Here is a 14,740-nt window from a genome sequence, read left to right as displayed (position 1 = left end):
TTATGTCAACCAAAGTAAGAGATCTAGTTTACATCGCAATGATGGCTACTCTAATCATCATTCTGGGTAATATTCCTGGTATTCCATTAGGGTTCATTCCAGTACCTATTGTCCTACAAAACCTTGCTATTATGTTAGCAGGGGTTCTATTAGGTGCCAAACGCGGTACTCTCTCTGTCTTACTCTTTCTCCTCTTGGGGACGATCATTCCTGCTTTCTCTGGCGGCAGCAATACTATTCCAGTCCTTATGGGGCCAACAGCAGGTTATGTCGTCTCTTGGATTGGTGTCCCACTTTTAATCGGAACTGGATTGTCAAAACTTCCCACTAAGAATCCCATTCTAACATTTGTTATTATTTGTCTTGGTGGGGTTTTATTCGTTGATGTTTTGGGAGCAATCTGGCTGGCGCATATGACTGAAATGACCCTGGATGCTGCACTCTGGGCAAACCTAGCTTTCATCCCAGGAGACACCCTAAAAGCAATTGTCGCAACGCTTGTTGCTGTGAAATACAGCCACGTTGTCAAAAATAGCAATTCATAATCACTTGAATTTGTTGTAATACATCTCTGCTTTCAACTTGCCGTACTTGCAACTCATTCATTCGACGATATAATCATTAAAGGCACCGGTTTGTTAACCGAGTGCCTTTTTACTATTAACTAACTTGGTATTTTCCTTCTTTTAAGTCTTTTTCTAATTGTAATCGTTGGATTTTCATGGTTGCCGTACGTGGTAGCTCGTCATAATCAAGAAGAATCGGTGCATTCAAGAACGGAAGTTCTGATACTGCCTGCCACCAAGCATCCATATCCATTGCTCTGCCTTTTTCCAAAGCAATAAAGGGCTGAGGTTTACCATGTTGATCACGAACCAGTACAACCTCTGCTAAGAAAGTCAGTTTATCCAGTAACATATCTTCAAGTGCGAGGTTACTATCTATTTTATCAATGAGGTCAACCTGTCTGTCCTTAAGGAAAAGATGGCCATCTTCATCCATACAGCCATAGTCGCCACTATCCCACCAGTCTCCATAAACATTATCTTGGAAACGCTGGTCTTCTTTGAAATAGGTCAGCGCACGCCCTCTTGAAAAGAGTTGGATGTGCCCATCCTGACCAACCGGCAAAGAATTTCCCTTGTCATCAGTAATGCGCGCTTTGGTCAATTCTCCCAAGCCAACACCCATATCACGGGCATTTGAATGTTTCAAACTTTCTCTTGTATGAGGTTTTAAAATCATTGGTCCACACTCACTTTGACCGTAGATTTGAAGGAAAATGGCTTGCGCATTGTCAGACGCTTCTAGAAAAGCCAACATGGTCGCGTTGTTAATGGCATCAAAAGTTGAGTGATAATAATTTGTCTTTGCAAAAACTGCTGGATGTTCACGTGCGATTGTTGCCCACTGTACAAAATGATTTGGGTGAGTTTCAACAGCTTGGGGCTGGTACTTGAGAAAGAGACGTTCAACTGTTTCGCGGTCAGTATTTGCCAAAGGAAGAAGCGGGAAGCCCATAATCATCAAAGAGGACATTCCGATATTAAAACGTGAATGTACCGGTGAAATTTGAAAACCAACAATACGGCGTTCTGGCATATGATTTAGGATGGTTTTTTGATATTTTGTACGCCAGCCCATAGTATTTGCCGAGTGACAAATTAATTTAGGAATTCCAGTCGTCCCAGAAGTATGTGTGATATAAGCAATCTGATCATCTGGAAGCGGACTGAAAGATACTTCAAGAGCATCAGTTGTTAACAGTTTCTCAATTGAAATCTTATGAACATCAGAAATGTTTTCAACCTCAGCCACAACAGCTGCCGTCACATCATCAAAAATGATAAAGGGATTTTCTAGACGATCCGCAAAGACTGAAATAACTTGGCTGTTAAAGTGATAAGAAACCATAACCGGCACCGCACCAAGGTAAGTGACTGCAACAGCCAACATATAAGTGTCAAAAGCCTGACCTTTAAAAATAATCACCTTATCTGATTTTTTAATTCCAAGGTGCGCCAGCTGTTTTGCACGCCTAACGATGGCATCATGACTGGCAAGATAAGTCGTTTCTGTCCCCAATTCAGGAAAAGCTATTGCAGGTTGATCAAAAATGATTTCACAATCAGGATAAGCCTGACTAGCTTCTAGATAATTTTGATACAAATTCATGGAACGATAAGGAAATAATTCTGTCATTAGAGTACGCTTTCTTTATACTTTTTTCACAATTATAGCAAAAACTCACCCAGTTTTCTAGGTGAGTTTCTAAGATTATAAGCTGTTTAGCATGTTATCCAAATGTTTAATCGCTTTTTCACGACCAAGCAAGAAAATTGTATCTGGCAATTCTGGACCGTGCATTTCTCCTGAAACCGCAATACGGATTGGCATGAAGAGGTTTTTCCCTTTGATGCCTGTTTCTTTTTGAACAGCTTTGATTTGTGGGAAGATATTTTCTGTTACAAATTCCTCGTCAGATAGAGCTTCTAATTTAGCTTTAAAGGCTTCAAGAACTGTTGGAACAGTCTCACCTGCCATCACTTCTTTTTCTGCCTCAGTTAATTCTGGGAAATCAGCGAAGAAGAGATCTGTCAAACCAACAATTTCATCTGCTGATTTCAATTGTGGTTTATAAAGTTCAACTAATTTTTCAGCCTTGTCTGTCAAGCGACCTGCTGCTTCTAAGAAGGGTTTACAAAGGGCAAATACCGTTTCAAAATCAGCATTTTTAAGGTAGTCATTGCTCATCCAATCCAATTTCTTCTGGTCGAAAGCTGCTGGTGATTTAGACAAACGATTTTCATCAAAGAGCTCAATCAATTGCTCACGAGAGAAAATCTCATCTTCACCACCTGGGTTCCATCCAAGAAGGGCAATGAAGTTGAAGACCGCTTCCGGAAGGTAACCTTTTTTGCGATAATCTTCGATAAATTGAAGCGTATTAGTGTCACGTTTTGAGAGTTTTTTACCTGTCTCAGAATTGATGATGAGGGTCATGTGACCAAATTCTGGCGCTTCCCAACCAAGAGCTTCGTACACCATCAATTGTTTTGGCGTGTTAGCAATATGGTCATCACCACGGATAACGTGTGAAATACGCATGTCATGGTCATCGATCACCACAGCAAAGTTATAAGTTGGGTAACCATCTTTTTTCTGGATAACCCAGTCACCACCGATATTGCCCCCCTCAAAAGTGATTTCACCTTTGACCATGTCATTCCATTTGTAGATACCAGCTTCATTGACAGCCAAACGAACTGTTGGAATCACACCTGCTGCCTCACGCTCTGCGATGTAGGCTGCTTTTTCTTCTTCAGACATGCCAAGGTATTCATTGATATAGCGCGGTGTTTCACCTGCTGCCTCTTGGCGCTCACGCTCAGCGGCTAATTCTTCTTCTGTCACATAAGACTTGTAAGCCTTGCCTTCTGCTAAGAGTTGGTCAATATATTTTTGATAAAGCTCCAAGCGTTCTGACTGGCGATAGTTTTCATGCGTTTCTGGACTTTCATCCCAATCAATCCCTAACCAGCGTAGGTTTTCAAGTTGCGAACGCTCACCATCTTCAACATGGCGCTTACGGTCCGTATCCTCAATACGAATAAGGAAAGTTCCGCCATGATGACGCGCATAAAGGTAGTTAAAAAGGGCAGTACGGGCATTCCCGATGTGCAATAGTCCAGTTGGACTTGGGGCATAACGTACACGAATTTCGTTAGACATTGTTTTCTCCTGTATAGTTTTCAATCTTTAATATTATAGCATATTCCGACACTTTGGGTGAATTATTTTATATAGAAAACGCATTTGAAACATGGAAAGGTAATTTCCCAAAGTAATTTCCACTTTAGCTTTCGAAGTGGAAATTAGTCTAAAACGGATTTTTATGGTGGAATTAAGTCTGAGACGTTTGTGTTAGAAATGAGTCCTTACTATGACAAAATATAAACACCTTACCCTCTCAGACCGCAATGACATCCAACTTGGCTTAGAACGTGGAGAAACCTTCAAAGCCATTGGACAAACTATCCTAAAAGATCCTACTACCGTTTCCAAAGAGGTCAAACGTAACAGACAGGTCAGAACCTCTACCAGTGATGGGCTTCCTTGCCCTCTCATTGATAAATCCCCATTTGTCTGTAACGGATGTCCTAAGAGAAGACAAAATTGTGGCTACAAGAAAATCTTCTACCTCGCTAAACAGGCTCAAAAACAATACGAACAAACCCTCGTTGAGGCTCGAGAAGGAACACCTCTCAACTCTCAAACGTTCTGGGATATGGATAAAGTCATTTCTGATGGTGTGAAAAAGGGACAACACATCTATCACATCCTTAAAACGCATAACCTTGATGTCAGTTCCTCAACCGTCTATCGACACATCCGTAAAGGATACCTTTCTATCGCTCCTATTGATCTGGCTAGAGCTGTAAAATTCAAAGAAAGGCGCAAATCTATCCTGCCTTCTATCCCTAAAGAAGCTAAAAAAGGGCGTTCTTATGAGGACTTCCAAAACTACCTGACACATAGACAACTGACCTCTTGGCTTGAAATGGACACCGTTATTGGACGGGTTGGCGGAAAAGTATTACTCACCTTCAATTTGTCTTTCTGTAACTTTATCTTCGCTAGACTTCTGGACAATAAAACCGCTCTTGAGGTCGCTAAACACTTCTATGTCATCAAGAACACACTTTATGAGGCTGATAGAAATTTCTTCGATGTTTTCCCTATCATTCTTACAGATAATGGCGGAGAATTTGCCAGAGTTGATGACATCGAGATGGATATCAGAGGTGAGATTAAACTATTCTTTTGTGACCCTAATCGCTCTGACCAGAAAGGAAAAATTGAGAAAAATCACTCCCTTATTCGCGATATTCTACCAAAGGGAACTTCTTTTGATAACTTAACTCAGGACGATATCAACCTAGTCTGTTCTCATGTCAATAGCGTGAAACGCGCTGCTTTGAATGGGAAATCAGCTTATGAGCTCTTTACCTTTACCTATGACGAAGAACTGGCTAAACTTCTTGGCATTTCCTTAATTCCCGCAGAAGACGTCTGTCAGTCCCCAAAATTACTCCAACATAAATTCTAAAAACTAATCTAAATATAAGCCACTCAAACGTCTCACACTAACTTCCACCATAACGGAACTTAATCTGAAACGCTTTCAGATGAGGGGATTTTGTGTACCCTTTTTTCACCTAAATTCGCCTAAAAATGCAATAAAATCAACCATTATAAAAACCAGTGGAACTTACCCTGACACGGATTTCCACTGGTTGTTAGAGGTTTTATCAGATTAACTTCCACTTTAACAGACGGTGGAAGTTAGTTTGGGAATTTAGCTGAAACATGGAAATACAGAAAAACCTCAGTCATACCATCTGAGGTTAGTTCTCTAAACGACAACTGTGATGCCTTGTCTGATTTTAGCAAACAAGCAAACCAACCTGACCACGTTAACTTATCAGGTTGCTGCAGCAAACGCCTTAATCGCTATTAAACAGCCTTAACAGTCACTTCAATATTTCCTTTGGTAGCACGTGAATACGGACAAACTTGGTGTGCTTCTTCAAGATAAGCTTGCGCTTCTTCTAAGCTAACACCTTCAATGTGTCCTTCAAGTTCAACACCAAGCTGAACGTCTGGAACATTGCTGACGCTAAGGTTAAAGAGCGATACTGTTGCTGTAATCGTTGCTTCAGCTGTTACACCATGACTAGATAGGACATAGCTAAGAGCACTGTTAAAGCAGGCGCTGTAACCCGCAGCAAATAGCTGTTCTGGGTTTGTAGCACCTTCCACACGTTGTCCTGGTTGAACAATCTGTAATTGGAAACTATTATCTGGAGAATGTACTTCACCTGTACGTCCGCCAGTGTTAATCATTTTTGTTGAATAGATTTTTTTCATCCTCAATTCTCCTTTATCTTATGATGTCATTACTATACTACTTTCTCCACGAATCTTCAACGAAAAAAATTGACATAAAAAGAGAGGCTGGGATATTTCTCCCAACCTCCTGCGAAACATTATTCTTCTGTTTCTTCTTCGTCTGAAAACTCATCATCTTCTTCGTTGATGTTAACATCTTCATCCAAGTCTTCGTCTGGGATGATTTCATTTAACTCTGAGTCATATGAGTCCACTTCTGATTTTTCATCATCTGGGTTATCCTCGTCGTACTCAAGACTATCACGTTCAGGACGATAATCTTCATCTTCTGGATCATCATCAGAGTAATCAATAGCATCTTCATCACCGTCCATGAAGGCATTAACACGTTTTCTCTTGCGTTTTGGTGCATCTTCATCATCTTCTTCAAGACTAATGATTTCTTCATCGATTTCATCAATGGCGTACCATGAACGAAGGCCCCATTTATTTTCACCAAGTGGGATAAAGCTACCATCAGTATTTAAGTCTGAATAGAAAAATGGCAGTGCTTCACGAATAGCAGCATCTGATTTTTCTAAATAGTTTTGGATGGCATTAACCAAGTCATTGAAGTACATCTCGTCTCCACGACCACGTGTTTCTAAAATCGCACGCGCCACTTCAATCATTGACAATTCACTTTTTTCTTGTCCAGCAAATACATCTAATTCCAAAGGTATTCTCCTTTTTAAGAGACAAAGCACAGTCTATCCCTAATTTAATATTCCTTATTATTTTACGCTAAAAAATCCTATTCGTCAAAGAATTTTTATAGGAAACTAACTAGAAGCGATTAATACGCTCCATCACACACTTAAAAGTAACTCCCCCACAATTTGAGAAACTCAGATTTTAGGTGATAAAACGTTTATCCAGCTAGGCTATGTTAAACACAAACTACAATTTCGAAAGAGCATCCTTTTAACTAGTATACTTTTCGAACTCTACTTAATTTAGTTATGTATTGAACTCGCCTACGACACTTGGCAAAAAAGAAAAGCACTCATCAACTAGAGTGCCTAACTGAACCCAACCTAAAATCCTAGTGAGTCATCCAGTCTATTCCGAGAAAGTAAAAAGACATCTCCTGAAGCAGAGATGCCTAATTGAACTCACCTACGACACTTGGCAAAAAGATAAAGACCTCCTAGACGCTTTGCGTCTTCGTCAGCTTTCCTATTTTGCTGTGTGTCGCTTAACGGCTCCGTATCTTGATTAACGACGAAGACCAAGTGAAGCGATCAATTCGCGGTAACGGTTAACGTCTGTACGGCGAAGGTAAGCCAAAAGGTTACGACGGTGACCGATTTTTTTCATCAAACCACGGTAAGTAGCGTGGTCTTTTTTGTGTTGTTTGATGTGGTCGTTAAGGTGGTTGATTTCCCAAGTAAGGACAGCAACTTGAACCTCTACTGAACCTGTGTCACCTTCGTGACGTGCATATTGTGCAATGATTTCATTTTTTTTCTCTTTTGAGATTGCCATGATGTTTCTCCTTTTTATTTGGCTTCATCCGAGTGGCAGGTTGGCATTCCTACAACCAAGAAGAAGTTATTTGTCTTATAGACCTCTATATTTTAGCAAAATGGCTGAGCTTCGTCAACTGATAGTTTTGGAAAAACTGGTAGGGTAGCTCTGCTATTTCCCAAAGAAAAAGGAGCCAATGGCTCCAAAATTCATTAACGTTTGTCTTTTAGAACGACATTCAAAATGAGGGCTGCAAGGGTACCTGTTGAAATACCTGATGATAAAACCATCTGGATAGGCGTTGGCAGGTTTGCTAAGAGTTCTGGACGAACAGTCACGCCGATACCAAGCGCAAAGGCAACTGAGATAATAAGGAGTTCTCGGTCACCAATCTTGATCGTTGCTAGGGTTTTAATCCCTTGAGCGGCAACAAGTCCAAACATGATAACCCCTACACCACCAAGGACTGGCTGAGGCATAATTGAAATCAGAGCAGATAGTTTTGGAAAGACACCAAGAACAGCAAGGATAATCCCAGCAATCACCATAACATGGCGGCTAGCAACCTTCGTCAAGGTAATCAAACCAACGTTTTGTGAGAAAGCCGTATTAGGTCCAGCTCCGAAGACACCAGCAATAAGAGAACCTACACCATCAGCTAAGACACCGTTTGCAGCACGGTCGCTCGAAATCTTAACATTTGACGCCTCACCAATAGCCATCATAATCCCAACAGTACCGATAAGTGAAACGATATAGGCTGGGATGAATGACAAGATTGATGAAAAATCAAAAGTCACACCATAACGAAGCACATTTGGAATCGCAAACCATGAGGCATCTGCCACAGCTGACAAATCAACCTTGCCAAGAGCGATACAGAGAACATAGCCAAAAATCATTCCTATGAAAACAGAAGCTGTTGACCACATCCCTTTACCATAATGATTTAAGGCAAGGGTAAATACCATAACCGCAAAAGCGATGGCTACATTTTGAACTGAACCGTAATCTGCTGCTCCTGAACCTCCCGCTGCCCAGTCCATGCTGACAGGCAAAAGGGTAATCCCAATAAGAGAGACAACGGTACCTGTAATCAACGGTGGGAAAAATTTCATCAACGGTTTGATAAAGCGACTGAGAACAATTTCTACCAAAGAACCTGCAATGGTCGCACCAACAATTCCTGCAATCCCAAACTTAGCACCAACGCTAATAGCAGGATTCGCAAAAGTAAAGTCAGTTCCCATCATTCCTGACACACGAGAGCCGATTGGTCCCAATCCTTTAGACTGTAAGATAGTTGTTAAACCTGCTACAAAAATAGTTGCAGATACCATGACAGCAGTATCCTCAACAGATAACCCAATAGCACCAGCAACAACAAGCGGTACCGCAATGATACCTGCAAAAGCTGCTAGGATATGTTGGAGTGCTAGAACTACCGATACACCAAGCGGCGGACGATCTTCAATGTTATAGAGCATTTCATCATGTGTTTCTTCCACATGTCCGTGGTCAATAAGAACTTTATCTTGAGACATAATACACCTTTTCATTAATTTTTAGACTACAGTATAACAAAACTAGAAAACATTAGCAACATTTCTGAACTATTTTATCAAAAAAACTTAAATCGTTCGCTTATCCATCTTTGCTTTTATTATCTCTTTTTTTGTGATAGAATGAATAAGAAATTGTTAGAACGGAAAGGATTAAGAGCCAGAAACAGTTATCTCTTCAACTTTTTTCTAGTCAATACGAAAGGATGACAGGCTCTAGGTATTTATTATGACTGCACAAGATAAATTAATCAAAGCTAGTCACTTGATTAACATGGATGATATTATTCGCGAAGGTCATCCGACACTTCGTGAAAAAGCTGCTGAAGTTGCTCTGCCATTAAGCGATGAGGACATTATTCTTGGCGAAAAAATGATGCAATTTTTGAAAAACTCCCAAGACCCAGTGACCGCTGAAAAGATGGGACTACGTGGTGGGGTTGGCCTTGCTGCTCCACAATTAGATGTGTCAAAACGCATTATTGCTTGCCTTGTCCCAAATCCAGAGGATGAAGAGGGCAATCCTCCGACAGAAGCCTACAGTTTACAAGCGATTATGTACAACCCTAAAATTGTCGCACATTCTGTCCAACAAGCTGCGCTGGCTGACGGAGAAGGCTGCCTATCTGTCGATCGCGTTGTTGAAGGTTACGTCCCTCGTCACGCTCGTATTACTGTCGAATACCTTGATAAAAACGGCGAAAAACACAAGGTCAAGTTCAAAGGCTACAACGCCATTGTTGTTCAGCATGAAATCGACCACCTCAACGGTGTCATGTTCTATGACCGCATCAACATTGCTGAACCTTTTAAAATCGAAGATGGTGTGATTATTTTAGACTAAGCGACTAAAGATAACAAAAAAGCTGGAAGCCCAGCTTTTTTTATTATTCCATAGAATGTAATAAATTTTTCAATAAATCCATTTGGTCATCTGCAATTGCTGATAAGCGAGGCTTTTTCAAGTCAATTTGTGCAGATAATTTATCTAAGTCAGATTTCACAGTGTTGACACGTTGTTCTAATTCACGCGCAGAGACGCGCAAACAACCTTGTGCAAAAATGGTCCACTGTTCATTGAGGTCGCTGGTTGCTACTTCTACCAAATTTAATGATGTGTTTAGCTCAGCCGCCATACGTTCGATGTAATCATCTGCAGTCTCATTTTCTTCGGTAAAAATGACTTCTACCTTGTACTGATCGTAGCGTTGTCGATTTCCTGGAACATACTGAGCGTCAAAGACACAGGTTATCTCAATCTGTTCAAAATTAGCATAGTTATTGAGTTTGCGCAATAAAATGTTTCGCGCTTCATCTAATTGATTGGTTTTGAATGCCTGCTTGGTCTCTTGCCAGAAGGCAATCATGTTATAACCATCAACTAGCATGAGTTTCTTTTTCATGGATTGCCTCCTCTGTTGCCCCTATTGTTTATTTCTAAACACCTCATACATGAGAATGGCTGCCGCTACACTAGCATTTAAGCTCTGCACATGCCCATCCATAGGAATAGTAATCATCTCATCCACTTGTTTTTTGATGTTAGCTGAAATGCCTTTACCTTCGTTGCCGATGATAAGAGCCAGCTTGCCAGCAGTATTCCATTTGTGGCTTGGAGTACCGTTCATGTCCGTTCCAAAAATCCAGAAACCTGCTGCTTTTAATTTATCCAAGGTTTGACTGAGATTGGTCACACGGGCAATCGGAACATGTTCCACAGCACCTGTTGAGGTTTTAGCAACAACTGGTGTTACACCAACGGCACGGTGTTTTGGAATAATCACGCCTGCTACTTTTGTAGCGTCAGCTGTTCGCAAGATTGACCCCAAATTATGTGGGTCTGTCAGTCCGTCCAAAATAAGAATGAGGGGATTTTCTTCCTGCTCTGCTTTTTCCATAATCGCAGATAATTCGGCATAAGCGAACTCCGATACACGCAAGACAAAGCCTTGGTGGATACCGTTGTTGGCCATCTCATTCAAGGTCTTTTTGGGTGTCCAAGAAATCGAAACCTTCTTTTCAGTGGCTAGGTTTTTGATTTTATCCACATTTTTGCCACGAAGGTCATCTTGGATATAGAGTTTATTACCTGTATTGGCTTGCAGGCTTTCAGTGACGGCATGTACGCCGTAGACGATATCTGTTACTTCTTCTTGTTTTCTTTCTTTCATGTCTTCATTATAGCACGAAACTCAGCTAGGAGGTCATTTTTTATCCCTTTTCATAAATTTTGATTTTGGACAAGTCAGAGCAAATAAAAAACGACGCTAACACTAGAAAATACCTTCTAAAGTGTTAAGCATTCGTTTCTTTTTTATCTCAATAACAGCTAGAGCTTGCTAATCTGTTCTCTATAAATTATCGTTTTTTGAAAAAATAGGTCAATCCTGCTAGTAATCCGACAGCACCGATTCCCATTACTGCTATAACTACCTTAGAAAACCCTGAGTCTTTGGGAGCTTGCGACAGCTGATTTGATGAACTAAGAGTTGCTTTTTGAGTTACAGCAGTTTGTTTTGCACCATTCACCTTTGTCGTGTCTAGTTTTTCGTCACTTTTGACAGAAGAAACAGTAGGTTTCTCTTGAGTTTTTGGCTTCTCTTCACCTTCTACTGTCGGTGATTGATTGGCTTGCTGAGGTGCATTTTTCTGAGTTATTTTCTCTTGAGAAACCTTTTCTGTATTTTGATTTTTTTCTGGTGTTCCTGTTTCATTAGGTTGCTGGATGTAGATGCTCTTAGAATAGCCTGAGTGGGTAACTGATCCATCTGGAAGAGTAACCGTCACATAGTACCCTTCTTCTTGCAATCCTGCCAAACTAAACCAGCAAGTGAATTTTTGTTGTCCTTTAGGAACGGTATAATCTAACGTATTCAACTCTTTCCCTACAATATTTCTCAACTCAACTGTGACAACCTTGGCTTCCTCAAATTTCTTAGGCAGGGTTATCGCAAGGTCAATAGCTGTCTGATCAGAGCGCAGAGTGGCACTTGTAGGAATACCTAAACTATATTGCAATTCTGTCGTTTGCTCTACTACTTGATTAGGAGTTTCCTCTGCCATAGCCACTTGTTGTCCTGATAATCCTAGTAGTGCACCCCCTAAAAGGACTGCTGATGATAAACGTTTATAAGTCATTTCTTTTCTCCTCAACATATAAAATCGGAACTCTCTGTCCCTCTTATCTAACTATTCGTAAGAAAACAAAAAAAGAATTGAGCATTTCAATTCTTTTTTACTTTATGTTGATATTCTTTTACAGCAATACCTTGACTTCGTAGATAGTCAGTTGCTTCTGGAGAAAAATAATTCACTGCTTGAGCATCAATTTCAACTAACTGTTTAAATTGACCAAGTTCTCTTGGAGAGATTTCTGAGATATCGAACTCATCTCCCTCACCATCGCCGTAAGGCATTAGCTGTAAATAAATGTCATTACCACCATCTAAATAGAGCTTTTTAACATATTTTGCTAATCGTTTGGGAATTTTGAAAGCCTCAAAATAGTTCTTAACTTCTGGTGCCACACCATCGTAGGTCGCTTCGAAATCAACAGGAACTTGTTTGGCATACTCGTAGACATCAAACTTCGGTGTCAGAACTTCCTGTTCATACATGAGCTCTTGGATAATTACTAACTTAAAATTAAAGTTATCAAATTCAAGATAATCTTCCTGACCTCTCAACAAATTTTTGAAAAAAGAAATCACTGATTTTCCTCCTCAATAGTCTTGATACACCACCCAATCAGCTCTTCCATGCGCTCAATTTGCTCGGTCATGTGAAGGTAGCCAAGAACCGCTTCAAAACCTGTGGACATCTTGTAAGTGATGATATCCGTATTCTTAGCCTTGGTATGGGTTGAGGCATTGCGGCCACGCTTGTAGATTTCTTCTTCTTTTTCGGTCAATAGCTGCGCTTCTAACATTTTCGTAATCAGACTTGCCTGTGCTTTTGCAGACACATATTTTGTCGCTAAGCGGTGCAGCTGATTGGGCTTGGTCTGACCTGTAAAAATCAAGTGACGGCGAATATACATGGAATACACCGCGTCCCCTTCAAATGCGAGCGCTATGCCATTGATCAAATTGACATCAAGATTAGTCACGCGTCCACCTCACACCATCCTTGGTATCAAGCAACTTAATCCCCTGCGCTGCCAATTCATCACGGATACGGTCAGCTGTCGCAAAATCACGATTGGCACGCGCTGCTTGGCGTTCCTCAATCAAGCGCTCAATGTCAGCATCCAAAACTTCTTCCTTAAAGACAATCCCAAAGACCTCTAACATCTTGGTCAATGCCGCTTTAACTGTTTCATCATAGTTGCCTGAGTTAATCCACTTGGCCATTTCAAAAATCACTGTAATCCCGTTTGCTGTGTTGAAATCTTCATCCATAGCATCAGTGAATTTTGTTACAAAATCAGTTAGTTCATCAGCATTCACTTGACCTGTGAAAGGTTGTTCATAAGTGTTTTTCAGGTATTTCAGATTGGTCTGAGCATCATGGATGGCCTTTTCGGTAAAATTAATTGGTTTGCGGTATTGTTGCGTCGCAAGGAAGAAACGTAGAACCTGTCCATCAACGGTTTTGAGGGCATCGTGAACGGTAATGAAGTTACCAAGGGATTTTGACATTTTTTCATTGTCCACATTGACAAAGCCGTTATGCATCCAGTAGTTGACGAATTTATGACCCGTTTTGGCTTCTGATTGCGCAATTTCATTGGTGTGGTGTGGGAATTCAAGGTCGGCGCCGCCACCATGAATATCAATGGTATCGCCTAAAATTTCAGTTGCCATGACTGAACACTCGATGTGCCAGCCTGGACGACCAGCTCCCCAAGGGCTCTCCCAAGACACTTCGCCTGCCTTAGCCGATTTCCAAAGGGCAAAATCCACAGGATTTTCCTTGCGAGCAGTTTCTTCGTCTGTACGCCCACTGGCTCCTAAAACCAAATCATCGAGGGTTTTATTGGCTAACTTAGCGTAATCCACAGATTTTTCCACACGGAAATAGACATCCCCTTCTGACTCATAAGCGAAGCCTTTTTCTACAAGGTCAACTACAAAAGCAATAATCTCATCCATATAGTCAATGACACGAGGATTTTTTGTCGCCGGCTTGATACCAAGCGCTGCCGTGTCTTCCATAAAAGCCGCAATGTACTTGTCTGAAAAATCCTTGGTGGTCATAGCTTCTGCGGCCGCACCCTTGATAATCTTATCGTCCACATCCGTAAAGTTAGAAATGTAAGTCACGTCATAACCACGGTACTCCAAATAACGACGGATGGTATCAAAAGCTACCGCACTCCGCCCATTTCCCACGTGAATGTAATTATAAACTGTGGGACCGCAGACATACATCTTAACCTTGCCCTCTTCCAAAGGCACAAACTCACGCAAGCTACGGGTCATAGTATCATAAATCTTAATCGTCATACTCATACTCTCTTCTTTTCTAATGCTTTCATTATACCACAAAGACACCCTCGCACAAAAATACGAGGGTGAATCTTTCTTATACTCATCCAAAATCAAAATTAGCATTTTAGAACCTCTAATACTTTTGATGGACTACCGAACGAAGTGAGGTTAACATGTTTCTTTCGCTATAGTGGTATTCTTATTAGTGAAACTGTCCAGTGGACAGCTTCAGCCTGAGCTTAGAAATCAAAAAGCGAGGGTAATTTGCTTGCTAAGAACGTTTTTTGGGGAAAACTACAAATTGAGAATCAATTTCGTAGTAGT

General features: G+C 40.9%; 15 protein-coding genes. 3 read left to right on the top strand and 12 right to left on the bottom strand.

The annotated features are described in order from the left end of the window. Positions 1-2: 2 nt before the first annotated feature. Positions 3-545 carry a biotin transporter BioY gene (locus tag AB6M99_RS01385; RefSeq protein WP_121835049.1) on the top strand — a complete coding sequence of 181 codons (543 nt, stop codon included), beginning with the start codon at positions 3-5 and terminating at the stop codon, positions 543-545. A 115-nt stretch (positions 546-660) separates the two neighbouring features. Here AB6M99_RS01385 and AB6M99_RS01380 read toward each other — a convergent pair whose 3' ends face one another. Both AB6M99_RS01380 and gltX read right to left on the bottom strand, forming a co-directional pair. Further along, positions 661-2,202 carry an acyl-CoA synthetase gene (locus AB6M99_RS01380; RefSeq protein ID WP_121835048.1) on the bottom strand — a complete coding sequence of 514 codons (1,542 nt, stop codon included), beginning with the start codon at positions 2,200-2,202 and terminating at the stop codon, positions 661-663. Positions 2,203-2,277: 75 nt separating this feature from the next. Further along, positions 2,278-3,732 carry a glutamate--tRNA ligase gene (gene gltX / locus AB6M99_RS01375; RefSeq protein ID WP_121835047.1) on the bottom strand — a complete coding sequence of 485 codons (1,455 nt, stop codon included), beginning with the start codon at positions 3,730-3,732 and terminating at the stop codon, positions 2,278-2,280. Between the two features lie 211 nt (positions 3,733-3,943). Between gltX and AB6M99_RS01370 the strand changes: the two genes are divergently transcribed. Continuing rightward, positions 3,944-5,110: an IS30 family transposase gene (locus AB6M99_RS01370; RefSeq protein WP_369350352.1), complete on the top strand. Its 1,167-nt coding sequence runs from the start codon at positions 3,944-3,946 to the stop codon at positions 5,108-5,110. A gap of 407 nt (positions 5,111-5,517) precedes the next feature. Here AB6M99_RS01370 and AB6M99_RS01365 read toward each other — a convergent pair whose 3' ends face one another. From AB6M99_RS01365 to AB6M99_RS01350, 4 genes are all read right to left on the bottom strand, one after another. After that, complete coding sequence (locus AB6M99_RS01365; RefSeq protein ID WP_121835043.1) at positions 5,518-5,931, bottom strand: organic hydroperoxide resistance protein; 414 nt, start codon at positions 5,929-5,931, stop codon at positions 5,518-5,520. A gap of 119 nt (positions 5,932-6,050) precedes the next feature. Next, positions 6,051-6,629 (bottom strand): DNA-directed RNA polymerase subunit delta, encoded by a 579-nt coding sequence (gene rpoE / locus AB6M99_RS01360; protein WP_121835042.1) that lies wholly within the window; start codon positions 6,627-6,629, stop codon positions 6,051-6,053. Between the two features lie 541 nt (positions 6,630-7,170). Next, positions 7,171-7,440, bottom strand: coding sequence for a 30S ribosomal protein S15 (rpsO, locus tag AB6M99_RS01355; protein ID WP_018164109.1), 270 nt, complete (start codon positions 7,438-7,440; stop codon positions 7,171-7,173). Between the two features lie 194 nt (positions 7,441-7,634). Continuing rightward, entirely contained in the window at positions 7,635-8,966 is a 1,332-nt protein-coding gene (locus AB6M99_RS01350; protein WP_121835041.1) for a nucleobase:cation symporter-2 family protein, read from the bottom strand. A gap of 247 nt (positions 8,967-9,213) precedes the next feature. On the opposite strand from AB6M99_RS01350, the gene def reads away from it, so the two are divergent. After that, complete coding sequence (def, locus tag AB6M99_RS01345) at positions 9,214-9,828, top strand: peptide deformylase (RefSeq protein WP_121835040.1); 615 nt, start codon at positions 9,214-9,216, stop codon at positions 9,826-9,828. Between the two features lie 43 nt (positions 9,829-9,871). On the opposite strand, the gene AB6M99_RS01340 is transcribed toward def, so the two are convergent. The 6 genes from AB6M99_RS01340 to cysS all read right to left on the bottom strand — a co-directional run bounded on the left by AB6M99_RS01340 (position 9,872) and on the right by cysS (position 14,431). Next, on the bottom strand, positions 9,872-10,387 hold the full coding sequence (locus AB6M99_RS01340; protein WP_121835039.1) for an NYN domain-containing protein: 516 nt from the start codon (positions 10,385-10,387) through the stop codon (positions 9,872-9,874). Between the two features lie 21 nt (positions 10,388-10,408). Beyond that, complete coding sequence (rlmB, locus tag AB6M99_RS01335; protein WP_121835038.1) at positions 10,409-11,155, bottom strand: 23S rRNA (guanosine(2251)-2'-O)-methyltransferase RlmB; 747 nt, start codon at positions 11,153-11,155, stop codon at positions 10,409-10,411. 187 nt (positions 11,156-11,342) lie between these two features. Further along, complete coding sequence (locus AB6M99_RS01330) at positions 11,343-12,122, bottom strand: hypothetical protein (protein ID WP_121835037.1); 780 nt, start codon at positions 12,120-12,122, stop codon at positions 11,343-11,345. Between the two features lie 86 nt (positions 12,123-12,208). Then, positions 12,209-12,694, bottom strand: a complete 486-nt coding sequence (locus AB6M99_RS01325; RefSeq protein WP_121835036.1) for a hypothetical protein — start codon at positions 12,692-12,694, stop codon at positions 12,209-12,211. Continuing rightward, a complete protein-coding gene (locus AB6M99_RS01320) occupies positions 12,691-13,092 on the bottom strand; it encodes a Mini-ribonuclease 3 (RefSeq protein WP_121835035.1) in 402 nt (133 codons plus the stop codon). The genes AB6M99_RS01325 and AB6M99_RS01320 overlap by 4 nt, the downstream gene beginning before the upstream one ends. Next, positions 13,085-14,431, bottom strand: a complete 1,347-nt coding sequence (gene cysS / locus AB6M99_RS01315) for a cysteine--tRNA ligase (RefSeq protein WP_369350986.1) — start codon at positions 14,429-14,431, stop codon at positions 13,085-13,087. The genes AB6M99_RS01320 and cysS overlap by 8 nt, the downstream gene beginning before the upstream one ends. Between the last annotated feature and the right edge of the window lie 309 nt (positions 14,432-14,740).

Source organism: Streptococcus hillyeri (genome assembly GCF_041081565.1).
Lineage (GTDB): Bacteria > Bacillota > Bacilli > Lactobacillales > Streptococcaceae > Streptococcus > Streptococcus hillyeri.
Note: the sequence above shows the minus strand (reverse complement) of the source record. Positions and strands in the feature narration are given on the sequence as shown.

Bases quoted from the DNA above. Each gene is read 5' to 3' on its own strand.
- AB6M99_RS01385 (WP_121835049.1), top strand. From the start codon at position 3: ATGTCAACCAAAGTAAGAGATCTAGTTTACATCGCAATGATGGCTACT.
- AB6M99_RS01380 (WP_121835048.1), bottom strand. From the start codon at position 2,202: ATGACAGAATTATTTCCTTATCGTTCCATGAATTTGTATCAAAATTAT.
- gltX (WP_121835047.1), bottom strand. From the start codon at position 3,732: ATGTCTAACGAAATTCGTGTACGTTATGCCCCAAGTCCAACTGGACTA.
- AB6M99_RS01370 (WP_369350352.1), top strand. From the start codon at position 3,944: ATGACAAAATATAAACACCTTACCCTCTCAGACCGCAATGACATCCAA.
- AB6M99_RS01365 (WP_121835043.1), bottom strand. From the start codon at position 5,931: ATGAAAAAAATCTATTCAACAAAAATGATTAACACTGGCGGACGTACA.
- rpsO (WP_018164109.1), bottom strand. From the start codon at position 7,440: ATGGCAATCTCAAAAGAGAAAAAAAATGAAATCATTGCACAATATGCA.
- AB6M99_RS01350 (WP_121835041.1), bottom strand. From the start codon at position 8,966: ATGTCTCAAGATAAAGTTCTTATTGACCACGGACATGTGGAAGAAACA.
- def (WP_121835040.1), top strand. From the start codon at position 9,214: ATGACTGCACAAGATAAATTAATCAAAGCTAGTCACTTGATTAACATG.
- AB6M99_RS01340 (WP_121835039.1), bottom strand. From the start codon at position 10,387: ATGAAAAAGAAACTCATGCTAGTTGATGGTTATAACATGATTGCCTTC.
- rlmB (WP_121835038.1), bottom strand. From the start codon at position 11,155: ATGAAAGAAAGAAAACAAGAAGAAGTAACAGATATCGTCTACGGCGTA.
- AB6M99_RS01330 (WP_121835037.1), bottom strand. From the start codon at position 12,122: ATGACTTATAAACGTTTATCATCAGCAGTCCTTTTAGGGGGTGCACTA.
- cysS (WP_369350986.1), bottom strand. From the start codon at position 14,431: ATGACGATTAAGATTTATGATACTATGACCCGTAGCTTGCGTGAGTTT.